Raw genomic sequence first — 23,998 nt, 5'->3', positions numbered from 1 at the left:
TCATCAGATCCCCCGGCGCTTCCAGGACTGCCACCACAGCCACTCGCGGCCCCGGTCGGCGACGGCGGAGAGCACCAGCGGCTGGAGGCAGGGCATGGCCCGCGCCCCGATGCGCCGCCGCCGGCGCAGCGCCCGGTACTCGCCGAGCGAGGTGTAGCCGCCGGGCAGGCACTCGGCGGCGAACGCCTCCAGCTCCTCGACCGGTACCACCGCGGTACGCCCACGGTCGTAGGCCCGGTAGGCGCGCCGCAGCGCGTACCGGGCCAGCCGGGTGCGCGCCGCCAGCGACAGCCGGTCGGCCCCGGGCAGCAGATCGGCGCACTTGTCGAGCACCGAGTCGAAGGCGACGAGGCGCTGGCGCAGGTCGTCGAGCTGCCCGCCGAAGTCCGTCGTGGACATGTTGTTGCCGTGGACCCGGTAGAAGGCCTGGTCGGCGCCCCGGATGTAGCCCACGTCGGCGTGCGCCGCGAGCCGCATCCACATCTCGATGTCCCCGGCGTGCGGGAGCTGCGGATCGTAGCCGCCGACCTTGTGCTGGAGGCTGGTGCGGACCACCACCTCGGGCGAGGTGATGCACCCGGTGCCCTCACGGAAGCGCCGGTCCAGCCACCACCGGCCGGGGTAGACCACCGAGCCGGTGCTCCGCGTACGGGCCGCGGGCAGCGGGCCGCCGTGCCGGAAGCGCAGCGGCCTGCCGTAGCAGAAGCCCGCCTCCGGATGCGCGTCGAGCAGGGCGGCGGCCCGGACGAGGGCCCCGGGGACCAGCCGGTCGTCCGCCGAGAGCAGGGCCACGTAGTCGCCGTCGGCCCACTCCAGCAGGCCCTCGTTGTAGGTGGCGATGTGGCCCCGGTTGCGCTCGTGGACCCGGACCTCGATCCGCGGGTCGGCGGCGGCCAGGGCCCGCGCGACCGTCGCGGAGTCGTCGGGTGAGGCGTCGTCGATGATCAGCACCCGGACGTCGACACCCTCCTGTTCGTCCAGGACGCTCTTGACGCAGTCGGCCAGGAAGTGGCCGTACTTGTAGCAGGGGATCACCACGCTGACCGTGCTCACGGGCCGGTCACCTCCGAGGAGGCCGCCGGCGGGGCGGCGGCCGGCGCGGTGGTGGTAAAGACCGGGCCGACCCAGTAGTTCACCGAGCCGAAGGTGTTCGCGGGGAAGGACGTCGCGGAGCCGTACTTGTACAGCCCGTTGGCGCCGCCGCTGCCGTCGGCCGGCGCGACCAACGGATAGGAGCGGTGCGCGCCGGTGAAGTAGCCGCCGTCCACCGAGTAGTTGCCGTTCGGCGCGTGGTACGAGGCCACGTACGAGGTGCCTGCCGTGACGGGCACCGCAGTGGCGAACGTGAGCTGCTGCCAGCCGGACAGGGTCTCGCTGCCGAACGTTCCGGTGGCCAGCAGCGTGCCGGAGGCGGACCACAGGCTTCCGGTGTGCGTGCCGGTGTTGCCGGGGCCCTTGTAGAAGGTGACGCCGGTGATGTAGCCGTTCACCGCGGACTGGAAACGGGTGCCCAGCTCCACGGAGTTGGCGTCGTCCCCTGCGTTGGCGGTGCTCGGTGTGGCGCCGCTGCCCCACAGCGTGCACGGGCAGTTCACCGCCGGCGGCGAGGAGCTGGTGGTGAAGTTCCACGTGACCGGCGCGGCCATGGTGTTGCCCCACAGGTCGGCGGCCTGTACGGACGCCGTGTAGGTGGTGTTCAGGGCCAGTTCGGTGGACGGGGTGAAGGTCGCGCTGTTCGCCGCGCCGAGGGTCTTGGTGCCGGGCACGGTGGCGCCGCCGGAGTCCTTCAGCGTGAAGGCCAGGGTGTCCGCGTCGACGGCCGTGCTGAAGGTGGCTGTCGCCGCCGCCGTGATCGGGGTCCCGGTCGCCGCGGACTGCGGCGAGGTCGAGCTGACGGTCGGCGGTGTGGTGCTCGCGGTGGAGGTGTCCAGGACCGCGTCGACCCAGTAGTTGCTGCCGCTGGAGGCGGTGGCCGGGAAACCGCCTGTGGCGCTGTAGCGGTAGACGCCGTTGCCGCCGTCGGTGCCGCTCTTCAGCGCGGTGAGCGGGACCAGCCCCGCCTCCCCGGCGGCGAAGGTGGTGTCGAAGGAGTAGCCGCCGTGCGGCGCGAAGTAGGAGGCGATGTAGGTGGTGTTCGCCTTCACCGGCACGGGGGAGGGGAAGTTCAGCTGCTGCCAGCCGGACGCCGTCTCGTTGGTGAAGGTGCCGGTGGCCAGGCGCTGGCCGGTGCTGCTCCACAGGCTGCCGGTGTGCGTGCCGGTGTTGGCGGGGGACTTGTAGAACCGGACGCCGGTGATCGAGCCCGCCACCGAGGTGCGGATCTTCACGCCGAGCTCGACGGCGCTGCCGTCACCGGCGTTGACGGTGCCCGGGACCGCCGCGGCCGGCCAGACGGTGCAGGGGCACTGCTGGGGGCCGACGGTCAGCGGCACCGTGGTGGTGGCGCCGATGTTCACGCTGTCGTCCACCGCGCGCACCTTGATCTGCACGGGGCCCGGAGCGGTCGGGGTCCACTTGTAGCTCCAGGAGCCGAGGCCCGTGGTCGCCTTCCAGGTGGTTCCGCCGTCGGTGGACACCTCCACGCGGGCCACCACGCCGCCGCCGGAGTCCGCGGCCGTGCCCGTGACGGTCACGGGCCGCAGCGCCGGTACGGTGGCGTTCGCCGCCGGGCTGGTCACCGTGATCGCCGGGCCCACCGCGTCCGTCGAGGCGGTCGAGGCGACCAGATCGCCCTGGAGCGACTTGGGCTGGACCCCCATGTCGGCGAACACGTTGACCGTGGCCTGCTGCATGCGCTTGTCCTCGGTGACCACGGTGTCGTCCGGGTTGCTCGCGGGCATGTTCGTCAGGCCCCAGGACCACTGCACGGTGCCCGCGCCGAAGACCAGCGCGTGCGAGGTCTGGTCGCGGAAGGCGACCAGGCTGTGCGTCGCGGTGCCGTTCCCGTACGTGTTGCCGTAGTCCTTCAGGAGCTTCCCGTCGTTGATGTCCACGGTGGTGGACGACAGCTGGATCTGTCCGGCGGGGCGGGTGGCGTTCTCCGCGTCGCTGTCCCACTCGTAGCCGAGCGTGCCGGTCGGGAAGGTGGCGGTCTGGGAGGGCGCCAGGTTCGCGACCGTGGTGCCCCGCCACAGCCGCAGTTTGGCGAAGGAGCCCGGCACGGTGATCGCGTCGCCGCGGTAGCCGTTCACGCTGAACAGCGAGCCGGTGAGCTGGTTCTGCAGCTGGTAGGGCCGCCCGTTGGCGGCACTGGCCGGGTCCATGAAGGTGCCCGTCCAGATGCCGCTCGGGTCGGGGATGCCGTTCGGCTGCGGGAAGGACAGCTTGGTCTCCTTGTAGCTGACCAGCGTCCGGTTGGCGGTGGCCGCGCCGTCGATGCTCGGGGCGAGGCGGGTCTTCCAGAAGACCTCGTTGCCGCTGAAGTACGTCTGGTGGACCCCCGCGCGGCGCGCGTCGAGCGCGTTCGTGAACTGCTCCTGGGTCCAGTACTCGTCGTGGCCCGAGGACACGAACACCTTGTGGTTGCGCAGCAGCGGGCCGCGGGTCGCGGTGTCGATGCCGGTGGTGTAGCTGACGTCGTAGCCGTTGCGCTCCAGCCACGAGATCATCTGGAACTCGGATCCGAAGATCCCGTTGTCCCCGCCGATGTCCAGGGGCCGGTTGTAACTGACCTCGTACGCCCGCCCGTCCGGCGCCGGGCCGCCGCCGCCGTAGAGGTCCTGGCCGCCGTAGTCGTTGTACGCCTGCCAGGTCTCGTCGCTGGTCTGCACGACGATGTCGGAGTGGCTTGAGTCGTTGCGGACGACGAACGGGTAGGGCATCACCCCGCCGCCGTCCGCCTGGTCGAAGTTGGCCATGTACAGGCCGGAGACGGCGTCGGCCGGCACGGTCCACGTCGAGGTGACGGGCCAGTTGCCGCAGTCGACCAGGCCGGTGGCGGGCTTGGTGGTGCAGCTGCGCGGGTTCCCGCCCGCCGGGACGTTCGCCGGGTACGTCGTGGCCGCCTGGGCCGGGGTCGACAGCAGGCGGGCCCCATTGCCCGCGTAGTGGCCCAGCCGGTAGACGGAGACGCGGTACGGAGTCGGCGACTGGATCTTGAACTGCACGGTCTCGCCGGCCTGGACGCTCGTCTGTGCGCTGAACCCCTTGATGTCGCCGTACGCGTTGGGCGCGAACCAGTCGGACATCGGGCTGCCCGGCTTGGAGTTCTCGCACACGACGGCGTTCGAACCGGGACCGCAGGGGTCGGCGGCACCGGCCTCCGCGGACGGGGGCAGGACCGTGGCCATCAGCGTCGCGACCACGGTGAAGAGACCGTACCGGAGCAACCTTCTCCGTCTGTTCATCTGGACCTCATTGGGTACGTGAGCACGGGGCGTCAGCGCAGCGCGTCGGTGAGCGCGTCCACGACCCGCTGCTGTTGGGCAGCGGTGATCTGCGGGAAGAGCGGAAGCGAGAGCATCCGCTCCGCGGCCCGCTCGGCGTGCGGGAAGGCACCGCGGCCGTACCCGAGGTGGGTGAAGGCCGGAGTGAGGTGGACGGGAGCCGGATAGTGCACGCCCGCGCCGATGCCCTCGGCGTTGAGCTTGCCGACGACGGCGTCGCGGTCCGCACCGGAGACCCGTACGACGTACAGGTGCCACACGTGGACGTTGCCCCGGGCCGTGACCGGCAGGGTCACGCGGCCGGTGGCCGCCAGGCCGCCCAGCAGCGTGTCGTACCGGGCGGCGGCGGCCCGGCGGGCCGCGTTCCCGTCGGCCAGCCGGGCCAGCTTCGCCCGCAGGACCACGGCCTGGAGACCGTCCAGCCGGCTGTTGAAGCCGGCCACGTCGTGCCGGTACTTGGCGGTCCCGCCGTGGTTGGCCAGCGCCCGTACGAGGCCGGCCGCCTCCTCGTCGTCGGTCACCACCGCGCCCGCGTCTCCGTACGCGCCCAGGTTCTTGCCCGGGTAGAAGCTGGTCGCGGCGATCCCGCCGCTGCCGGGGGAGCGGCCGTCACGGGTCGCGCCCTGGCTCTGCGCGGCGTCCTCGACGATCCGTACGTGCGCGGGGAGTGCGGCGGCCAGTTCCGCGGTGGCCGCGCACTGCCCGTACAGGTGGACCGGCACCACGGCGCGCGTGGCCTTGCCCACCGCGTCCAGCGCGGCCTGCGGGTCCATCAGGAGCGTGTCGGGGAGGCAGTCGACCAGGACCGGGCGGGCGCCGATCCGGGCGGTGGCGCCCGCGGTGGCGATGAAGGTGTTGGCGGGCAGCACCACCTCGTCGCCGACGCCGACCCCATGGGCGCGCAGGGCCAGTTCGAGGGCGTCCGTGCCGTTGGCGACGCCCACGCAGTGCCCGACCCCGGCAAAGGCGGCGTACTCGCGCTCGAAGGCGCGGACCTCCTCGCCGCCGATGAAGGCGGTGTCGGCCAGCACGCGGTCGAACCCTGCCCGTAATGCGTCGGCGACCTCGGCGTGGGCCGCCTTCAGGTCGACGAGCGGTATCTGGTTCATATGGCGGGGTTCCCCATCCGTGTGTCCGGCATCGGTGCGTCCGGCGTGCCTGTGTCCGGCGTGCGGGCTTCCGGCATTCGTGCCGCTGGCGTCCGTGCGTCCGGTGTCCGCGCCTCCGGCGTTCGTGCCTCCGGCCGTGGGCCGGTTCCCTCCCCCTGGCCGGCGTCCCCGGCGTCCCCGGCGGCTGCGGCGGCCCGGGCCGCGTCGCGGGCCAGTTCGTCGAGCGCCGGACCCCCCGCCGCGCGCAGCCGGCGGGCGGGGCTCCCCGCCCAGACCTCGCCCGGCGGCACATCGGCCAGGACCGTGCTTCCCATGCCGGTCAGCGACCAGGCGCCGACCTGTGTGTACTCGCGGACCAGCGACCCCGCGCCCACGTACGCCCCGCGCCCCAGCCGCACCCCGCCGCCGAGGCGCACCCCCGAGGCGAGCGTGGCGAAGTCCCCGACCGTGTCGTCGTGGGTGAGGACCACCTGCGGCATCACCGCCACATGCTCCCCGACCCGGACGGCGGCGGTCAGCACGCAGTGGGCGAGCAGCACCGAGCCGGCGCCGAGGACCGAGGACCCCGACACCACCGCCGTGGGGTGGACCACCGTCGCGTACCGGCTCCCGGGCAGCCCCAGGCGCCGTACGAGCCGGGCCCGTACGGCGTAGTCGCGCGGACTGCCGGCGCAGACCACCACCCGGGCGGCCGGCAGCGCGTGCACCCGGTCGCAGCCGCCCAGCACCGGCACGCCGTCCACCTCCCGCCCGTGCAGGGCCGGGTCGTCGTCGAGGTGCCCGGCGAGCCGCCACCGCGGGGCGCGGCCGTGCGCGGCGTCCGCGGCGGCCGCGTCCCGTACGGCCTGCGCGGTCTCCCGCGCGAACCCGCCCGCCCCGACGATCAGCAGGTCCTCGGTCACAGTCCCGGTCACGGTCCCGGGCTGCGGCCCGTTCATCCGCCGGCCGCTTCGCGCAGCGCCGCCACCACCCGGTCCTGCTCGGCCTCCGTCATGGTGTGGAACAGCGGCAGGATCAGGGAGCCGCGGCTGATCCGCTCGGTCGCCGGCAGCGGGGCCGCGCCGTGCCCCGCGTAGGCCGGTTCCAGGTGCGAGGCCATGATCCCGCGCCGGGCCGAGATCCCGGCGTCCGAGAGCCGGGCGAGCAGTTCGTCCCGGCCGACCGGGAAGTCCTCGGCCGGCAGCACCCAGTACGACTGGAAGTTGCCCTGGCCGTAATCGGGGTCCCGGACGGGTCGCAGGCCCGGGATCTCAGCCAGCAGCTCCGTGTACCGGGCGGCGAGCGCCCGGCGCCGCGCCACGATCGCGTCCAGCTTGCCGAGCTGAACCAGGCCGACCGCGGCCTGGATGTCGGTCATCCGGTAGTTGTAGCCGACCTCCAGATAGCTCTCGACGATCGGCTTGCCGCTCGCGTGCCGCTGCGCGGCGGACACGTTCATGCCGTGCTCGCGCAGCCGGCGCAGCCGCTCCGCCCACCGCGCGTCGTCCGTGGTGAGCATGCCGCCCTCGCCGGTGGTGATCACCTTGCGGGGGTGGAAGGACCAGGCGGCGAGCAGCGCGCCGTGCCCGACGGACTTGCCGCCCACCGTCGCGCCGATGCCGCAGGCCGCGTCCTCCACCAGCGGAAGGTCCCACTCGGCGCAGGCCGCGCGCAGGGCGTGGACGTCCGCGGGCACCCCGCCCTGGTGGACGGCGAGGACCGCCTTCGTACGGGGCGTACGGACGGCGTCCACGGTGGCCGGAGTCAGATTGCCGGTGGCCTCCTCGACGTCCGCGAACACGGGGCGGGCTCCGACGTAGCGCACCGCGTTGGCCGTGGCGATGAACGACAGCGAGGGGACGGCCACCTCGTCGCCCGGCCCCAGCTCCAGCGCGATGAGGGCCAGGTGCAGGGCGCTGGTGCACGAACTCACCGCGATGCCGTGCTCGGCGCCCACCCGGTCGGCGAAGGCCCGCTCGAACTCGGCGACCCGGGGCCCCTGGGCGACCCAGCCGGAGAGCACCGCGTCGGCGGCGGCCCGCGCCTCCTCCTCGCCGAGCCAGGGCACCATGACCGGGATACGGGCGGGCGCGGGCGCGGGCGCGGGCGCGGGCGCGGGCGCGGGTACCGGACCGGGATCGGGGGCGCTCATCGTCCGGCCTCCCCGGCCGCGTCGGCGGCGCGCTCGGCCCGCCACCAGTCCACCAGGTCCCGCAGCCCGCCGCGCAGACCGATCTCCGCCGTGAAGCCGAGGCGCTCGGCGGCCCGCGCGGTGTCGGCGAGCCGGCGGGTGACCCCGTTCACGGCGCGGGCCGGCCCGTGCACCGGCGCCAGCCCCTCCGCGCCCATCGCCTCCAGCAGGCCGAGCGCCAGGTCGAGCAGGCTGGTCTCGGCCCCGCTCGCGACGTTGAACACCTCGTCGGTCAGATCCGACTCCGCGGCCAGCAGATTGGCCCTCGCGATGTCCCGCACGTCGACGAAGTCCATCGTCTGGGTGCCGTCGCCGAGGATCAGCGGCGGTTCGCCCGACGCGATCCGCTCCATCCAGCGGATGAGCACCTCGGTGTACAGCCCGTGGATGTCCATCCGGGGCCCGTACACGTTGAAGTAGCGCAGCGCGACGTAGTCCAGCCCGTACATGGAGTGGAAACTGCGCAGCACCCCCTCGTTGAAGGCCTTCGCCGCCCCGTAGAAGGTGTCGTTGTTGTACGGGTGGTGGCGCTCGGAGGTCGGGAAGGTCTCGGCGAGCCCGTAGACCGAGGCCGAGGAGGAGGCGATCACCTTGCCCACGCCGGCGGCGGCCGCCGCCTCCAACACGTTGAACGTGCCGTCCACCAGCACCTCGTTCGCCAGCCGCGGCTCCTCCGCGCACTGGGTGATCCGGATGGCGGCGAGGTGGAACACCAGCTCGGCGCCCTCGGTCGCCTTGCGCACCGCGGCCACGTCGCGGATGTCGCCCTCGACGACCTCCACCACGCCGCTCGGCAGCGCCCGGGCCAGGTTGGCCGCGCGCCCCCGTACGAAGTTGTCGAGCACCACGACCTCGCGTGCCCCGTTGTCCACCAGCAGGTCCACCACGTGCGAGCCGATGGTGCCCGCCCCGCCGGTGACCAGAATCCTCTTGCCCTCTACGCTGCTCAACGCCCTGCCCCCACTGAGTTCGTCATGTTCTTGCGTGCGAACGGTCCGGCAGCGCTCAGCGGCCGGTGCGCAGTCCGACGACCGCGCCGCGGAACTCCAGGCTCCTGGAGGCCGCTTCGAGGATGTCCAGCACCCGCAGCCCGGCCCGGCCGTCGGTCAGCGCCGGCCGCCGCGTCTCGATCGCGTCGGCGAACTCCTCGACCATGCTGCGCAGCGCTTCCTTCTCGCCGATCGCGGGCGCGACCATGTCACCGGTCCGGTAGGAGATGAGCATGTCGCGGCGCTCGTCGGCGCCGATCTCCTGCGAGGCGGCCAGGTCCACCCCGCGGTCGAAGACCGCCACGCGCTGGGCGGGGTTGAGGTCGTCCCAGACCAGGGTGCGCTTGGAGCCGCCGACCATGGTGGTCCGCACCTTCGTCGGGGAGAGCCAGTTGACGTGCACGTGGGCGATGGCGCCGGTGTTGAGCTGGAGCGTCAGATAGGCGACGCAGGACTGCCCGGCTCCGATGGGGTCGGCTCCGTGCGCGGCGACGGCGACCGGCCGGACGTGGTCGGGGAGGATGAAGTCGAGGATCGACAGGTCGTGGGGGGCCAGGTCCCACAGGACGTCGATGTCCTTCTGGACCAGGCCGAGGTTGATCCGTACGGAGTCGACGAACTGGATCTCGCCCAGCTCGCCGGAGCGGACCATGTCCCGGATGCGGGCCACCGCGGGGGTGTAGCAGTACGTGTGGTCGCACATCAGCGTGAGGCCGCGTTCCTCGGCCTCGGCCACCAGCCGCAGTCCGTCCTCGTAGGTGGCGGCGAGGGGCTTCTCCACGAGGACGTGCTTTCCGGCGCGCAGGGCGGCCAGCGCGACGTCCAGATGGGTCCCGGCCGGGGTGGCCACGGCGACCGCCTCGACGGCCGGGTCGGCGAGGACCTCCGCGTAGTCCGAGGTCGCCTGGACCGTGGAGTATCCGCCGAGCACCTGCCGGGCCCGGTCCACGTTCAGATCGCAGAGCCGGCGGAGCCGGAACCGCGGACTGGACTGGAAGTTGCGGACGAGGTTGGGACCCCAGTAACCCGCGCCGACCACGGCGACGCCTAACGGGCCCCCTGGCTCCCGGTCGCCCGCGTCCTGCACCGCGTCCTGCACCGCGTCCTGCACCGTGTCCTGCACAGCGTTCCCCTTCCTTCCGCGACGCACGCCGACTGGCGTGTCGACAACTCATGGCCGGACGCGTGCGATGGATGGAAGTGCCGTCGGCAGCGGGCCGGACGCGTGCGCGACCGGTGTGTGACCCGCTCAACGGTGATGGACCCCCCACAACCGATGCCCTACGTGATCCGCCTGCCTTCGCCCCCCGGCGTTCCGGATTGATCCCCGCCCCGCCGAAGCACGCCGAATCCGGTCGGCGACGCTCAATCTAGACCACCGGGCCTACTCCCGGGCAGAGTTGGGGGAATCGCCCGGTGCAGGTGTTCGAGCGTGCATACTGCCCGGGTGACCAGCATCGTGATACCGGCCCACAACGAGGGCCGGGTCATCGGCCGCCTCCTCGACGCACTCCTGGCCGACGCCGCGGCCGAGGGCACCGACACCGGCTTCGACATCGTCGTCGTGTGCAACGGCTGTACGGACGACACCGCCCGGGTGGCGGGTGCGCGCGGGCCCCGGGTCCGCGTGGTCGAGATCCCGACTCCGTCCAAACACAGGGCACTTCGGGTGGGCGACGAGCATGCGCGGGGCTTTCCCCGGCTCTACGTCGACGCCGACGTGGTCGTCGGCGCCGCCGACGTACGGGCCCTGGCGGGTGCGTTCACCGGGAGCCCCGAGCTGCTGGCCGCCGCGCCGGACCGCGAGATCCCGCTGGCCGGGTGCGCGTGGCCGGTGCGGGCGTACTACGGGGTGTGGCAGCGGCTGCCGGCCGTCCGCGAGGGGCTGTTCGGCCGGGGGGTCATCGCGGTGTCGCAGGCCGGGCACGCGCGGATCGCCGCCCTGCCCCCGCTGATGGCCGACGACCTGGCCGCGTCCCAGGCCTTCGGGCCGGGGGAGCGGCGCGTGGTCGAGTCGGCCCGGGTGGTGGTGCGTCCGCCGCGTGCGTGGTCGGACCTGGTCAGGCGGCGGATCCGCGCGGCGACCTCGTCGGCGGAGTTCGAGCGCTTCCAGGCGTCGGGGCGGGCGCCGGTGCCGGCCGGGTCGGGAGGGTCTGCCGTAGCGCGAGGGCCGGGAGCGCCGGCCGGGCCTGCGCCTTCCGCACCGGCCGGGCCTGCGCCCTCCGCGCGCACCGGCACGGCCGATCTGCGCGCCCTGCTGCGGGCCCATCCGCGGCTGCTCCCCGGGGTCGTGGTGTTCGCAGCGGCGGCCCTCGCCGCCCGGCGGGGATCGCGCAAGGCCATCCGGAGCGGGGACTTCTCCACCTGGCTGCGGGACGAGAGCAGCCGCACCGGGAGCTCCTGACCATGTACCTCGCGGACCGCTCCGCTCCCGCCGGAGCGAAGAACGGGCCGGGCCGCGGACCCGTACGGGCGCCCGCGGTCGCCTCGGCCGTCCTCGCACTCGGCACGGTCAGCATGGTCACCGACGTCTCCTCCGAGATGGTCACCGCCGTCCTGCCCCTGTACCTGGTCGCGGGACTGGGGCTGAGCCCCCTCGGCTTCGGCGCGCTCGACGGCGTCTACAACGGAGTCAGCGCCCTGGTGCAGCTGACCGGCGGGCACCTCGCCGACCGGGTCCGCAACCACAAGCTGATCGCCGGACTCGGCTACGGCCTGTCCGCCCTGTGCAAGCCGCTGCTGCTGCTCGCCCACAGCCTCGGCCCGGTGGGTGTGGTCCTCGCACTGGAGCGCACCGGCAAGGGGCTGCGTACCGCGCCGCGCGACGCGCTGATCTCCCTGTCCACGCCTGCCGGGTTACAGGGGCGTGCCTTCGGTGTACACCGGGCCATGGACACCACCGGGGCGCTGCTCGGCCCGCTCGCCGCCTTCCTCATCCTGAGCGTGGTGGCCGACGGCTACGACACCGTCTTCGGCGTGAGCGCGTGCGTGGCCGTCCTGGGCGTGGTGGTCCTCGTGCTCTTCGTACCGGGCACCCCGGGCCCGGGTGTCAGGGGTCCGGGCGGCGAAGGCCCGGGCGGTACGGGCGGCACGGGCGGTACGGGCACGCGTGGCGGGCCGGCACCGGCCGGGGTGCGGCCGCCCGCCGTGGGCCTGCGCGACGCACTGGCCCTGCTGCGCCTGCCCCGGCTGCGCGCCCTGGCGGCCTGCGCCGCCCTGCTGGGCCTCACCACGGTCAGCGACGCCTTCGTCTACCTGCTGCTGCAACGCCGCACCGGCATGGGCGAGCAGTGGTTCCCGCTCCTGCCGCTCGGCACCGCCGCCGTGTTCCTGCTGCTGGCGGTACCCGCCGGTGCCCTCGCCGACCGGATCGGGCGGCGCACCGTGTTCCTGACCGGGCACGCGCTCCTGCTGGCGGGGTACGGGCTCCTGCTGTGGGTCCCCGGCCGGCAGCCGGCCCTGCCGTACCTGGTCCTCGTACTGCACGGCCTCTTCTACGCCGCCACCGACGGCGTGCTGCCCGCCGCCGTCGCCGCCATCGTCCCCCGGCAGCTGCGGGCCACCGGCCTGGCCCTCGTCGGCACCGGCCAGGCGCTGGCCCGCTTCGGCTGCTCCCTGGCCTTCGGCGGGGCGTGGACGCTCTGGGGCCCCGGCCCGGCCCTCGCCGCGGCGGCGGCGGGGCTGCTGTGCTCCGCCGTCGCGGCCGCCTTCGTGCTGCGCCCGCCTGCCCCGTCTGCCCCGACCGCCCCCGACGCTTCCCCACGCCCGCGAGGAACCCGATGACGCTGTCACGCCGCCTGCTCGTACTCGCCGCGGCGGTGCTGCTGCTCGCCGGCCTCGCCACCACGCTGGTGCTGCGCGGCGCCTCCCGCGCCGACCAGCCGCAGACGGGCAACCCGGCGGTCACCGCGGGCCCGGTCACCCTCACCCGGCAGGACACGCTCGCCTTCCTCAACGCCGACCGCGGCCCGCACCGCGGCGCCCTCGTCTCGGTCCCGGCCGGCACACCCCAGGCCGGGCGGACCGCCTCCGGGCTCACCTGCCAGCGCTTCCACGCCGCCGCGAGCACCGGTGTGTGCCTGCGCTCCACGCCCGGCGCGCTCGCCCAGGACAACCGCGCCCTCATCGTCGACGCCGAGCTGCGCACGCAGCGCAGCTTCCCCCTCGCGGGCACGCCCAGCCGGGCCCGCGTCTCGCCCAGCGGCCGGTTCGCCGCCTGGACCGTCTTCGTGTCCGGCGAGTCCTACGGCTCCGCGTTCTTCTCCACCCGCACCGCGATCGTGGACACCCGCAGCGGGGAGCTCGTACCCAGCCTGGAGGAGTTCGCGATCCTCATGGACGGCCGGGAGTACCGCGCGGCAGACGTGAACTTCTGGGGCGTCACCTTCTCCAAGGACGACGACACCTTCTACGCCACCCTCGCCACGGCCGGCCAGACCCATCTGGTGAAGGGCTCGCTCTCCCGCCGCACCGTCACCACCCTCGCCCAGAACGTCGAGTGCCCCTCCCTCTCCCCGGACGAGACCCGTATCGCGTACAAGAAGCGCGTGCAGCGCGGCGCGTCGCTGTGGCGCGAGCACGTCATGGACCTCGCGACGCTCCGCGACCACCCCCTGACGGAGAAGCGCAGCGTGGACGACCAGGCCGCCTGGCTCGACGACCGCACCCTCGCCTACGCCCTGCCCACCGAGGGCGTCGTCGACAGCACGGACCTGTGGACCGTCCCCGCCGACGGCACCGGCTCCCCCCGCCTCCTGACCCCGTCCGCCGGCTCCCCGGCGCGCCTCGGCTGACCTCCGGCGCGCGGAGGAGCCGACTCTTTCCCCGGTACGAGGACCGGCGCCGCCTGCCGGCACACACCGGGCGTGAGGGGCCGGTCACCGCACGCGCCTTCCGAAAATCTGCACATCGTGTGCGTGACCGGGACGACCCGGCTCCACAACTGCCGGAAAAGCCGCAGCCGTAGCCTCGGATTGGTGGTGGTTTGCCCCGTTGGGTTCCGTGTAAGCAGCGGGCGGCGCGTATGTGTTACTCGATCTTGTGAAGAAGTCGTCACTTTTCGGTGAATGAAGCTCCACGCCGGTCGTCGGCGGCGGCCATCCGGCCGTGATGGAGCGTCAACAGGATTGGCCGGGCCCCCCGTTCGCGTGCTTTCATCATGCGCACCGCGGCGGTTGTGAATGGCGGCCGGGTTTTGGGCCCCCAGCCGCCGCGGGAAGTAATTCCTCCCCCCAATGAAAGGTGCGCGCCATGCGTAACGACATCGAGACCCGTGAGATCGCCGACACCGAGCTGGACGCCGTCTCCGGCGGCATCATCACCGTGTCCGGCGGCCTGGCCGGCGCCGCGACCAGCGACGTCAACAGCGCTGTCGGCCTCGTCGGCTCCCTCAGCACCGTCCAGACCGCCACGGGCATCGTCTCCCACGTCCCCGGCCTGGTCTCGGGCATCACCGGCGTTTCGGTGAACACCGGTCGCGCCGGTCTCTGATCGGGATATCCCCATGAACCCCGGAGTGCGCCCCACGGCTCCGGGGTTCATGGCTGCCCGCACGCCAGGCCCATACGAATGCAGTTGAAGGAATAGTCCGTGCAGTTTCGCCAAAAGGCTCTTTCCAAGCTGCAATCGCCCGAAGAACTCGATTTGCCCGTGCGTTTCGCGCGCCCGCAGGGCCGGCTCGTCCTGGCCGTCACCGTCGTCGTCATGGCCGCCGCGGGCTTCTGGGCCTTCACCGGCACCGTGTCCTCCAAGCTGACCGCACCCGGCATCCTCACCCATGCCGACGGCAGTTACGTGCTCCAGAGCCCGGTCGCGGGACAGGTGACCGGAATCCTCGCCGAGGAGGGCCAGCTGCTGGCCGCCGGTGCGCCCCTGCTCAACGTCCGTACGGAGCAGGGGGACCGCCCCGTGCGCGTGGTGACCGCCGGCCGGCTGACCACCCTGGTCGCGAAGGTGGGCTCGGTCGTCACGACCGGCGCGGACGTCGCCACGGTGGAGCGCGTGCAGGATCCCGAGGACCCGCTGGTGGCCGTGCTGTACGTACCGGGCGCCGGCGGCGCGGCGATCCCGGTGGGCGCCGCCGTCGACCTGAGCGTCCAGTCCGTCCCGCAGCAGCAGTTCGGCATGCTGCGCGGCCGCGTCAAGGCGGTCGGCCGCGCGCCCCAGACGCAGGCGCAGATCAGCGGCTTCCTCGGCGACGGCGTGCTTGCCGAGCAGTTCTCCCGCCACGGCAGCCCGATCGCCGTGCTCGTACAGCTGGAGCGCTCCTCCGCCACCAAGTCCGGCTACCGGTGGTCCTCCGCGGACGGCCCCCCGTACGCCGTCGACTCGACGACCCCGGTCACCGGCGCCGTCCACCTCGCCGCCCGCCGCCCCGTCGACTGGCTGCTGCCATGACCGCCCCGCAGGCTCCCCAGCTCCCTCCCGCCGGACGCCGGCGCCACCGCCCCGAGCCCAAGGGCGGCGCCCGCCGCAGGTCCGCGCCCGCCCCCAGGGGCAGGACGCCCCGCCCCGTACGCACCCCCACCGTGCTCCAGATGGAGGCAGTGGAGTGCGGCGCGGCCGCCCTGGCCATGGTGCTCGGCCACTACGGCCGCTTCGTCCCCCTCGAAGAGCTGCGCATCGCCTGCGGCGTCTCCCGCGACGGCTCCCGCGCCAGCAACCTCCTCAAGGCCGCGCGCAGTTACGGGCTGGCGGCCAAGGGCATGCAGATGGACCTGGCCGCGCTCGCCGAGGTACGCGGCCCGGCCGTGCTCTTCTGGGAGTTCAACCACTACGTCGTCTACGACGGCATGGGCCGCCGCCTCGGCCGCAGGGGCGTGTACGTCAACGACCCCGGCAAGGGCCGCCGGTTCGTTCCGATGGAAGAGTTCGACACCAGCTTCACCGGCGTCGTGCTCACCTTCGAACCCGCCGAAGGCTTCCGCCGCGGCGGCCGCAAGCCGGGCGTGCTGGGCGCCATGCCGGCCCGCCTGCGGGGCACTTCGGGCACCATGGCCGCCGCCGTGGTCTCCAGCCTCCTGCTGGTGGCCGTCGGCGTGTCCGTCCCGGCCCTGAGCCGCACGTACATCGACATGTTCCTCATCGGAGAGCAGACCTCCCTGCTGGGCGTGCTGTTCGCGTCGATGGCCGTCGCCCTCGCCCTCACCGCGACGCTCACCGCGGTCCAGCAGGCCAATCTGCTGCGCGGGCGCATCATCTCCTCCACGCTGGGCAGCGCCCGCTTCCTCAGGCACCTGCTCAGGCTCCCGGTCACCTTCTACGCCCAGCGCAGCCCGGCCGATCTGGTCCAGCGGCTCCAGTCCAACGACGCGGTCGCCGAGACCCTCGCCCGGGACCTCGCCGCCGCGGCCGTGGACGCCGTGGTGGTCGTGCTCTACGCAGTGCTGCTGTGGACGTACGATCCGCAGCTCACCCTCGTCGGCGTGGCTGTAGCGCTCCTCAACGTGGTGGCCCTGCGGATCGTGATCCGCCTGAGGGCCACCGGCACCCAGAAGCTGCGCGCCGAGAGCGCCCGGCTGACGAACACCTCCTACAGCGGCCTCCAGCTCATCGAGACGATGAAGGCCACCGGCGGCGAGAACGGCTTCTTCCGCCGCTGGGCCGGACAGCACGCGGTCACCCTCGACGTGCAGCAGCGGCTCGGCGTGCCCAGCGCATGGCTGGCGACGGTCGCGCCCACGCTGGCGGCGTTCAACAGCGCGCTGATCCTGATGATCGGCGGCCTGCGGGCGGTGGAGGGCCACCTCACCGTCGGTCTGCTCGTCGCCTTCCAGGCCCTGGTGACCAGCTTCACCGCGCCGATCTCGCGGCTGGGCGGTGTCGCCGGAAGAATCCAGGACTTCGCGGCCGACGTCGCCCGCCTCAAGGACGTCGAGAACTTTCCCGTCGACCCGGTCCACTCGCGGCGCGAGCCCGCCGGCGCCACCCGCCGCCTCAAGGGCCACGTCGAGCTGGAGAACGTCACCTTCGGCTACAGCCCGCTGGACGCCCCGCTGCTCAAGGACTTCTCGCTCTCGGTCGGTCCCGGCCGCCAGGTCGCGCTCGTCGGCGGCTCCGGCAGCGGCAAGTCCACCGTCTCCCGGCTGATCTCCGGCCTCTACGCCCCCTGGGAGGGGACCATCCGGATCGACGGGATGCGGCTGGAGGACATCCCGCGCGGCGCACTGGCCGCCTCCGTCTCCTTCGTCGACCAGGACGTCTTCCTCTTCGAAGGCACCGTCCGCGACAACGTCACGCTGTGGGACCCGTCCATTCCGGACGAGGCCGTCACCGCCGCCCTCGAGGACGCCGCCGTCCTCGACGTGGTCGCCCGCCGCCCCGGCGGCATCCACAGCCGCGTCGAACAGGACGGCCGCAACTTCTCCGGCGGCCAGCGCCAGCGCCTGGAGATCGCCCGGGCACTGGTGCGCCGCCCCAGCGTCATGGTCCTCGACGAGGTGACCAGCGCCCTGGACGCGGTGACCGAGCAGGTCATCATCGACAACCTGCGCCGCCGCGGCTGCGCCTGCGTGGTCATCGCCCACCGGCTGAGCACGGTCCGCGACAGCGACGAGATCGTCGTACTCGACCGGGGGACGGTCGTGGAACGGGGCCGGCACGAGTACCTGGTCGCGGCGCAGGGCCCGTACGCCGAACTCGTCAAGGAGCACTGAGGTGACGTACGCACACCACGACACCATCACGGCGGCGTCTTCGGGCCGGGAGGGCGGGGCCGCCCCCGACCCGGTCGTCGCCGCCCTCGGCGGACTGGGATCGCCGGTCGACTGCACGGGGCTGCGCAGCCTGTCCCTGGTGGGCCCGCTCGTCCTGTGGCTCGTCGTACAGGGAGAGCTGGACCTCTTCGCCGTCGACGCCGCACAGGCCGGGCACTGGCACTTCCTGGGCCGGCTGGAGCCGGGCACCCTGCTGCTGGGCCCGCCCGAGGGCCCGGACCACACCCTGGTCGGCCGGCCCCTGCAGGGGTGCGGGCTGCGCCGCATCGAACTGCGGGAGCTGTACCGCGCGGAGTACGGCGACCAGCCCTACGGCGACCAGTCCTACGGTGACCAGTCCTACGGTGACCAGTCCTACGGTGACCAGTTCCACGGCGGACCGTGGTACGCCGATCAGGGGCCGTACGGCGCCGCCGCCCCCGTTGCACAACCGAGCCCCCTCGAAGACGCCTTCGCGCGCGGCATCGGCCGCGGCCTGCGCGTGCTCTACCAGGCACAGCCGGACGGAAACGTCACCCCTTCCGGCCAGGGCGGGGCCGACGACGACATCCTGTGGATGCAGATCACCCCCGGCAGCTTGCAGTACGGCGCCGTGTACGAGGCGGAGGCGGTCGGCACCCTCCTCGTCGACGCGGCGATGTGGCAGGGCATGGTCGACCAGCAGTACCGGCTGCTGTACGCCCTGGACCGCTGGATCGAACGGCTCGAACGCGCCCACGAGGACCGTACGGCGGCCGGAATCGAGGCCGGCCGGGCCGCCCGTACCCAGGCGGACCGGACGCTGCTGGCGTCCATCGCCCGCTCCGGCCGGGACACCCACCGGGCCGCGGGCGCCGACGCCACCTTCGCCGCGTGCCGCCTGGTCGCCGCCGAAGCCCGCATCACCCTGTCCGAACCGGGCGGGGGCGCCGGCACATCAGACCAGCTCGATACGGTCGATCCCATCGAACGCATCGCACTCGCCTCACGGATCCGCACCCGGGCGGTCCGGCTCGGCGGACGCTGGTGGCGGGAGAACAGCGGCCCGCTGGTGGGCCGGCGCGAGGAGGACGGGACCCCGGTCGCACTGCTGTGGCGGCGCGGCGGCTACGAGGCGGTCGACCCCGCCACCGGCACGCGCGAGCGCATCGGCAAGGCCAACGAGGCCGCCTTCGCACCGCAGGCCGCCATGCTCTACCGCCCGCTGCCCGACGGCCGGGTGGGACTGCCGGCCCTGCTCCGCTTCAGCGTGCGCGGCACCCTCCCGGAGCTGCGCAGCATCATCCTGGGCGGGCTGGTCGCGGTGGTCCTGGGCGCGCTGGTGCCCGTAGCCACCGGCGAGGTCCTCGGCCGGTACGTCCCACAGGCCGAGACCGGCCTCATCGTGCAGACCGGGCTCGCCCTCATCGCGACCGGCGTCGTCTCGGCCGCCTTCATGCTGCTGCAGAACACCTCCATCCTGCGCATGGAGGGCCGTATCGAGGCCACCTTGCAGCCGGCGGTGTGGGACCGGCTGCTGCGGCTGCCGACCACGTTCTTCGCCGGCCGCTCCACCGGCGAACTGGCCGGCGCGGCGATGGGCATCAGCGCCATCCGCCGCGTGCTGTCCGGAATCGGCTCGGTCTGCGTACAGGCGGGCACGGTCGGCACGATGAACTTCGTGCTGCTGCTCGTCTACAGCGTGCCGCTGGCGATGGCGGCGCTCGCCATGCTGGCCGTCATCGCGGCGGTGTTCCTGGGCCTGGGGCTGTGGCAGCTGCGCTACCAGCGCCGGCTGATCACCCTCGGCAACAAGCTCAACAACCAGGCCTTCCAGACCCTGCGCGGCCTGCCCAAGCTGCGCGTCGCGGCGGCCGAGAGCTTCGCGTACGCCGCCTGGGCACGGGAGTTCGCCCGCACCCGCGACCTCCAGCAGCGCATCGGCCGGATCCAGAACACCATCACGGTGCTGGGCGCGGTCTACCTGCCGCTGTGCACCCTGATCATGTTCATGCTGCTGGCGGGACCCGCCCGTGGCGCCATGTCGGCCGGCGAGTTCCTCACCTTCAGCACCGCGCTGACGATGCTCCTGTCCTGCGTCACGCAGCTGACGGGCGCGCTCATCTCGGCTGCCGAGGTGCTGCCGATGTTCGAACAGGTCAAGCCGCTCCTGCGGGAAACCCCGGAGGCGGGCCGCTCCAGCACCCGACCGGGCCGGCTGACGGGCGCCATCGAGGCCAAGAACCTGACCTACCGCTACGCGGACGACGCCCCCCTGGCCCTGGACAACGTCAACTTCAAGATCTCCCAGGGCGAGTTCGTGGCGATCGTCGGGGCCAGCGGCTGCGGCAAGTCGACACTGCTGCGGCTGCTCATCGGCTTCGACAAGCCCGTCTCCGGCAGCGTCCTGTACGACGGCCAGGACCTGGCGGCACTCGACCAGGCGGCCGTGCGCCGCCAGTGCGGAGTCGTCCTCCAGAACGCCCAGCCCTTCACCGGCTCGATCCTCGACTGCATCTGCGGCGCCGGAACGCACTCGCTGGAGGAGGCCTGGGAAGCCGCGGCGATGGCGGGCCTGGCCGAGGACATCAAGGCCATGCCGATGGGCATGCACACCATGCTGTCGGACGGCGGCGGCACCGTCTCGGGCGGCCAGCGCCAACGCCTGATGATCGCCCAGGCCCTCATCCGCAAACCGCGCATCCTCTTCTTCGACGAGGCCACCAGCGCACTGGACAACGACGCCCAGCGCGTGGTCATCGAATCCACCCGCGCCCTGCAGGCCACCCGCATCGTGATCGCCCACCGACTCTCCACGATCATGGACGCCGACCGGGTGATCGCCATGTCGGACGGCCGCATCGTCCAGCAGGGCCCACCCGCCGAACTCCTCGCCGACCCCACCGGCCTCTTCCACGACCTGGTCCGCCGCCAACTGCGCTGACCCGTGGCGTCGCAATCCCGTAGGCGCTTCCCGACTGATGGCGCCAGAGCGCCATCTGCGTCGACGACGGCAGCCGTTCAGAAACCGCCGACTCGCCGGGCCGCCTCGGAGCCCACCCGGCGGCCAGTCGGGCGCTACCTCCAAGCCCGGCCCTTCAGGTCCGGGTCAAGTTGACAGCCTTTCATCGTCATGCCGTGTTACGTAGCCGATTCTCCCCACGCGCCCCCAAGGCGGCCTCCGTACTCCCCAGATTCTCCCCAGAGGGACGGCGTCCACCGGTGACGGCGATGGCGGTCAAAGGTCCGAACGAGGGGGCACTTGTCGCTCCCCTGTCGAGAAAGCGGCCAAGCGAACGGGGAAGGCAACGGGTATTCGGTGCTCGCACAAGAGATTGCGGAATCATTCGCTCCGACGTGACGGCCGCTGGGAAATTTCCGCGACTCGCGCGACGGACCCGCACCCTGGCCGCGTAGAGCAGGTGAAGAGGCCGGGGAAGTGCGATGAGGGAGGGGTCTGACGGATGGCGGATCGGTTGCCGGTGCGGATGTGTAAAGGCGTGCGGGGTACGGCGGTCGCGGCGGCGGCCATGGCGGCGCTGACCGGCTCACAGGCGCCCGGCCTCGCGGCGTCGGCGTCCTCCCCCGTGGAGGCCACCATGTCACCGAATCAGGGCACTTCGGGCGATTCCTACTACTTTCGCGAGTTGCCCCCACTTGCGTCGCACGGCCCGTCCGCACAGCAGCCGTCCTCGGCCGGTGCCATCTTCGCGGCCGGCCGTGCGGCGCTGCCCGCCACCGTCCTCGCCGCGTACCGCAACGCGGAGTCGACGCTCGTGCGGAGCACCCCGCGCTGCGGTCTGCGCTGGCAGCTGCTCGCGGCGATCGGCCAGGTGGAGTCCGGCCAGGCGCGGGGTGGGAGGGTGGACGCGGACGGTACGACGTACGCGCCCATCATCGGCCCGCAGCTGAACGGCCAGGGGTTCGCCTCGATCCGGGACACCGACGGCGGCGCGTACGACGGCGACCCGTCCTACGACCACGCGGTCGGCCCGATGCAGTTCATCCCGTCCACCTGGGCCAGATGGGGCGCCGACGGCAACGGCGACGGCAGGACCGACCCCCATAACGTCCACGACGCGGCGCTCGCTGCGGGCCGCTACCTGTGCGCGGCCGGACGCGACCTCTCCCGGCCGCAGGACCTCGACCGCGCGATCCTCTCCTACAACCATTCCCGGGAGTACCTGAGCGTCGTCCTGTCCTGGTACGCCTACTTCAGGGACGGCCACCGTGTGGTTCCGGACCAGGGCGGCGCGGGTTCCGGTACGGAGGCCGACTCGCCCGGCACGGGGCGGACCGAGCCGGCCGGCCCGGAGCCGGGTACCGAGACCCCGCCCGCCTCCCCGGCGCCTACGCCCCCGCCCGGGCCGAAGCCCGCGCCGACGCCCGCCCCGTCACCGACCGCCGGCCCGCCGGACGGCGGCGCGAAGACCAGGCCGCCCCTGGTCGCGGCCCCGAGTCCCGCTCCCGGCGCCGGGATCGACGTGCCCGGTGACGGCGTCCTTCCGGATACCGGCATGGTCCCCGGCAACGGTTAGGACTCACTCGCGCATCACCCCCTCCACAACACCATGTACCCGGCGGTAACCTTCCGGGTCATGGCGACGGACAGGCATCCTCCGCACCCGGCCGAACCGGGTGACGACTCGGCCCACCTGCGGTGGCAGCGCATGTGGGGCCATCGCGAGCAGCTGCTCAAGGTGGCGCGCCGCAGGTCCATGAGCGCCGAGGACGCCGAGGACGCGGTGCAGGAGGCGATGCTGCGCGGCGCGCAGCACACACACCTTGACGAGGCGCGGCTGGGCGCATGGCTGACGACCGTGACCATGCGCCTGTGCGTCGACCGGTACCGGCAGGTCCACCGCGAGGCCCAGCTGTGCGGTACGCCCAAGCTCACCGTCCCCGGCCCGGTCCCCGTCGACGAGGCGGTGTGCGACAGGGCGGAGGCCAGGTGGCTGGCCTTCCGGAGCAGGGAGCTGCCCGCCCGCCAGGCGGAGGCACTCCGCCTGAAGGCGGAGGAGCGGGACGTCGGGCAGATCGCCCGCGAGATGGGGCTGAGCTACGAGGCGGTCGAGTCCCTGCTGGCCAGGGCCCGGCGTACGCTGCGCAACTCGCTGGCCGGGACGCTGGCGCTCGGCCTGTGGCTGATCGGGCGCGGCCGGGACCAGGCGGGTCAGGCGGGTGCGCATGCCCCCGCCCTGGCCGCGGTCTCGGCGGCCGCGACACTGGCCATGGTGGGACTGGCCCTGCCCTTCGCGTACGAGCCGAGTGCGCCGGTGCCGCCTGCGCCGGAGATGGCGGTGGTGGGGGAGGAGCCGGGCGCGGCAGTTGACCGTGTACCGGCTGCCTCGTCCGTACGACCGGACGCCCCCGGCTCCGTACGCCCGACCGGAGCGGTGTCGCCCACGGCCCTCCCCAGCGCCCTCCCGGCGGTGCTGCCCGAACTGCCGGAGGTGGCGGCGACCCTGCCCGCCGCACCGGGCCTGCCCACCCCGGCTCTGACCGCCCCGGCCCTTCCCGCCCCGGTCCTTCCCGCGCCCGCCGTGTCCGTGCCGCCGGTGCCGTCCACGCCACCGCTCCCCGACAGCACCACCGTGCCGGACCTCCCCGGTGCCCTCTCCACCCGCTTGCCGTAAAAAATCTTGGTTTCGCCGCGACGGACCCGCCGCCCTTCCCCGTAGAGCAGATGTCGGAGCTGCTCCCCGTTGAAGGGTGAACCGGATGGGTGTCGAGATCTGCGTGGAAGGGTTGACCAAATCCTTCGGCCACCAGGTCATCTGGCAGGACGTGTCGCTGACGCTGCCCGCCGGGGAGGTGTCTGTCATGCTCGGCCCCTCGGGTACGGGCAAGTCGGTGTTCCTCAAGACACTCGTGGGCCTGCTCAAGCCGGACCGGGGATCGATCCGGATCGCCGGTACGGACATCACCGAGCTCCGCGAGCACGACCTGTACGAGGTGCGCAAGCTCTTCGGCGTGCTGTTCCAGGACGGCGCCCTGTTCGGGTCGATGAACCTGTACGACAACATCGCCTTCCCGCTGCGCGAGCACACCCGTAAGCCGGAAAGCGAGATCAGACGGATCGTCCTGGAGAAGATGGACATGGTCGGTCTGATCGGTGCCGAGGAGAAGCTGCCCGGCGAGATATCCGGCGGGATGCGCAAGCGGGCGGGCCTGGCGCGGGCGCTGGTGCTCGACCCGGAGATCATCCTGTTCGACGAGCCGGACTCGGGGCTCGACCCGGTGCGGGTGGCCTATCTCAATCAGTTGATCGTGGACCTGAACGCGCAGATCGACGCGACCTTCCTGATCGTCACCCACGACATCGCCTCGGCCCGCCAGGTCCCGGACAACATCGGGCTGCTGTTCCGGCGCGAACTGGTGATGTTCGGCCCCCGCGAGGAGCTGCTGACCAGCGACGAGCCGGTCGTACGGCAGTTCCTCAACGGCCGTATGCAGGGGCCGATCGGCATGGCGGAGGAGAAGGACGCCGCCCAGGTCGAGCAGGAGCTGGCAGGCCTCGCCGGCGGGGACGACGCCATTCCCGAAATGACCCCGCGCCTGCTGCCCAGCCCCGGGGTCACCCGGCCGCCCCGCTGGCAGGCGATCGCCGACCGCGAGGCGGAGCTGCACCGCCCGGACCCCTCCGGGGAGGCTGCCCCGGCCCCGGCCCCGG

The 23,998-nt window shown here is 72.9% G+C and carries 17 protein-coding genes; 10 read left to right on the top strand and 7 right to left on the bottom strand.

Annotated features, from left to right (window positions below):
* Positions 1 to 3 precede the first annotated feature (3 nt).
* Genes J7E94_RS03740 through J7E94_RS03710 form a run of 7 tightly spaced genes read right to left on the bottom strand, consistent with a single transcriptional unit; the run spans position 4 to position 9,776 of the window.
* Positions 4 to 1,053, bottom strand: coding sequence for a glycosyltransferase (locus J7E94_RS03740; RefSeq protein WP_215012278.1), 1,050 nt, complete (start codon positions 1,051 to 1,053; stop codon positions 4 to 6).
* Positions 1,050 to 4,346 carry a DUF4082 domain-containing protein gene (locus J7E94_RS03735; protein ID WP_215012277.1) on the bottom strand — a complete coding sequence of 1,099 codons (3,297 nt, stop codon included), beginning with the start codon at positions 4,344 to 4,346 and terminating at the stop codon, positions 1,050 to 1,052. The genes J7E94_RS03740 and J7E94_RS03735 overlap by 4 nt, the downstream gene beginning before the upstream one ends.
* A 32-nt stretch (positions 4,347 to 4,378) precedes the next feature.
* Complete coding sequence (locus J7E94_RS03730) at positions 4,379 to 5,494, bottom strand: DegT/DnrJ/EryC1/StrS aminotransferase family protein (protein WP_215012275.1); 1,116 nt, start codon at positions 5,492 to 5,494, stop codon at positions 4,379 to 4,381.
* Positions 5,491 to 6,408, bottom strand: coding sequence for a NeuD/PglB/VioB family sugar acetyltransferase (locus J7E94_RS03725; protein ID WP_308344498.1), 918 nt, complete (start codon positions 6,406 to 6,408; stop codon positions 5,491 to 5,493). The genes J7E94_RS03730 and J7E94_RS03725 overlap by 4 nt, the downstream gene beginning before the upstream one ends.
* A gap of 20 nt (positions 6,409 to 6,428) precedes the next feature.
* Positions 6,429 to 7,625 (bottom strand): DegT/DnrJ/EryC1/StrS aminotransferase family protein, encoded by a 1,197-nt coding sequence (locus J7E94_RS03720; protein ID WP_215012271.1) that lies wholly within the window; start codon positions 7,623 to 7,625, stop codon positions 6,429 to 6,431.
* Positions 7,622 to 8,614, bottom strand: coding sequence for an NAD-dependent epimerase/dehydratase family protein (locus J7E94_RS03715; protein ID WP_215012269.1), 993 nt, complete (start codon positions 8,612 to 8,614; stop codon positions 7,622 to 7,624). Before J7E94_RS03715 ends, J7E94_RS03720 begins: the two co-directional genes overlap by 4 nt.
* 55 nt (positions 8,615 to 8,669) lie before the next feature.
* Positions 8,670 to 9,776: a Gfo/Idh/MocA family oxidoreductase gene (locus J7E94_RS03710; RefSeq protein ID WP_308344496.1), complete on the bottom strand. Its 1,107-nt coding sequence runs from the start codon at positions 9,774 to 9,776 to the stop codon at positions 8,670 to 8,672.
* 324 nt (positions 9,777 to 10,100) lie between these two features.
* Here J7E94_RS03710 and J7E94_RS03705 point away from each other — a divergent pair, with 324 nt between their 5' ends.
* The 10 genes from J7E94_RS03705 to J7E94_RS03660 form a co-directional block, all read left to right on the top strand.
* Positions 10,101 to 11,057, top strand: coding sequence for a glycosyltransferase family 2 protein (locus tag J7E94_RS03705; protein WP_215012267.1), 957 nt, complete (start codon positions 10,101 to 10,103; stop codon positions 11,055 to 11,057).
* Between the two features lie 2 nt (positions 11,058 to 11,059).
* Positions 11,060 to 12,436 (top strand): MFS transporter, encoded by a 1,377-nt coding sequence (locus J7E94_RS03700; protein WP_215012265.1) that lies wholly within the window; start codon positions 11,060 to 11,062, stop codon positions 12,434 to 12,436.
* Positions 12,433 to 13,446 carry a TolB-like translocation protein gene (locus J7E94_RS03695; RefSeq protein WP_215012263.1) on the top strand — a complete coding sequence of 338 codons (1,014 nt, stop codon included), beginning with the start codon at positions 12,433 to 12,435 and terminating at the stop codon, positions 13,444 to 13,446. The genes J7E94_RS03700 and J7E94_RS03695 overlap by 4 nt, the downstream gene beginning before the upstream one ends.
* 457 nt (positions 13,447 to 13,903) lie before the next feature.
* Positions 13,904 to 14,143, top strand: coding sequence for a hypothetical protein (locus J7E94_RS03690; protein WP_215012261.1), 240 nt, complete (start codon positions 13,904 to 13,906; stop codon positions 14,141 to 14,143).
* A 99-nt stretch (positions 14,144 to 14,242) separates the two neighbouring features.
* Positions 14,243 to 15,049, top strand: a complete 807-nt coding sequence (locus J7E94_RS03685) for an HlyD family efflux transporter periplasmic adaptor subunit (protein WP_215012259.1) — start codon at positions 14,243 to 14,245, stop codon at positions 15,047 to 15,049.
* Entirely contained in the window at positions 15,046 to 17,307 is a 2,262-nt protein-coding gene (locus tag J7E94_RS03680; protein WP_215012257.1) for an NHLP family bacteriocin export ABC transporter peptidase/permease/ATPase subunit, read from the top strand. Before J7E94_RS03685 ends, J7E94_RS03680 begins: the two co-directional genes overlap by 4 nt.
* A 1-nt stretch (position 17,308) precedes the next feature.
* Positions 17,309 to 20,269 carry an NHLP bacteriocin export ABC transporter permease/ATPase subunit gene (locus J7E94_RS03675; RefSeq protein ID WP_374224389.1) on the top strand — a complete coding sequence of 987 codons (2,961 nt, stop codon included), beginning with the start codon at positions 17,309 to 17,311 and terminating at the stop codon, positions 20,267 to 20,269.
* A 556-nt stretch (positions 20,270 to 20,825) separates the two neighbouring features.
* Positions 20,826 to 21,863 (top strand): lytic transglycosylase domain-containing protein, encoded by a 1,038-nt coding sequence (locus J7E94_RS03670; RefSeq protein ID WP_374224388.1) that lies wholly within the window; start codon positions 20,826 to 20,828, stop codon positions 21,861 to 21,863.
* A gap of 60 nt (positions 21,864 to 21,923) precedes the next feature.
* On the top strand, positions 21,924 to 22,961 hold the full coding sequence (locus J7E94_RS03665; protein ID WP_215012255.1) for an RNA polymerase sigma factor: 1,038 nt from the start codon (positions 21,924 to 21,926) through the stop codon (positions 22,959 to 22,961).
* An 85-nt stretch (positions 22,962 to 23,046) separates the two neighbouring features.
* Positions 23,047 to 23,998 (top strand): ABC transporter ATP-binding protein (locus J7E94_RS03660; RefSeq protein ID WP_215012253.1); only part of this gene is annotated, 952 nt, incomplete at its 3' end.

Origin of the sequence: Streptomyces sp. ISL-94 (assembly GCF_018614075.1) — a bacterium.
Lineage (GTDB): Bacteria > Actinomycetota > Actinomycetes > Streptomycetales > Streptomycetaceae > Streptomyces.
Note: the sequence above shows the minus strand (reverse complement) of the source record. Positions and strands in the feature narration are given on the sequence as shown.

What these genes read in the sequence shown, in the direction of transcription:
- J7E94_RS03700 (WP_215012265.1), top strand. Translation starts at nt 11,060, where the DNA reads ATGTACCTCGCGGACCGCTCCGCTCCCGCCGGAGCGAAGAACGGGCCG.
- J7E94_RS03695 (WP_215012263.1), top strand. Translation starts at nt 12,433, where the DNA reads ATGACGCTGTCACGCCGCCTGCTCGTACTCGCCGCGGCGGTGCTGCTG.
- J7E94_RS03680 (WP_215012257.1), top strand. Translation starts at nt 15,046, where the DNA reads ATGACCGCCCCGCAGGCTCCCCAGCTCCCTCCCGCCGGACGCCGGCGC.
- J7E94_RS03735 (WP_215012277.1), bottom strand. Translation starts at nt 4,346, where the DNA reads ATGAACAGACGGAGAAGGTTGCTCCGGTACGGTCTCTTCACCGTGGTC.
- J7E94_RS03720 (WP_215012271.1), bottom strand. Translation starts at nt 7,625, where the DNA reads ATGAGCGCCCCCGATCCCGGTCCGGTACCCGCGCCCGCGCCCGCGCCC.
- J7E94_RS03690 (WP_215012261.1), top strand. Translation starts at nt 13,904, where the DNA reads ATGCGTAACGACATCGAGACCCGTGAGATCGCCGACACCGAGCTGGAC.
- J7E94_RS03665 (WP_215012255.1), top strand. Translation starts at nt 21,924, where the DNA reads ATGGCGACGGACAGGCATCCTCCGCACCCGGCCGAACCGGGTGACGAC.
- J7E94_RS03730 (WP_215012275.1), bottom strand. Translation starts at nt 5,494, where the DNA reads ATGAACCAGATACCGCTCGTCGACCTGAAGGCGGCCCACGCCGAGGTC.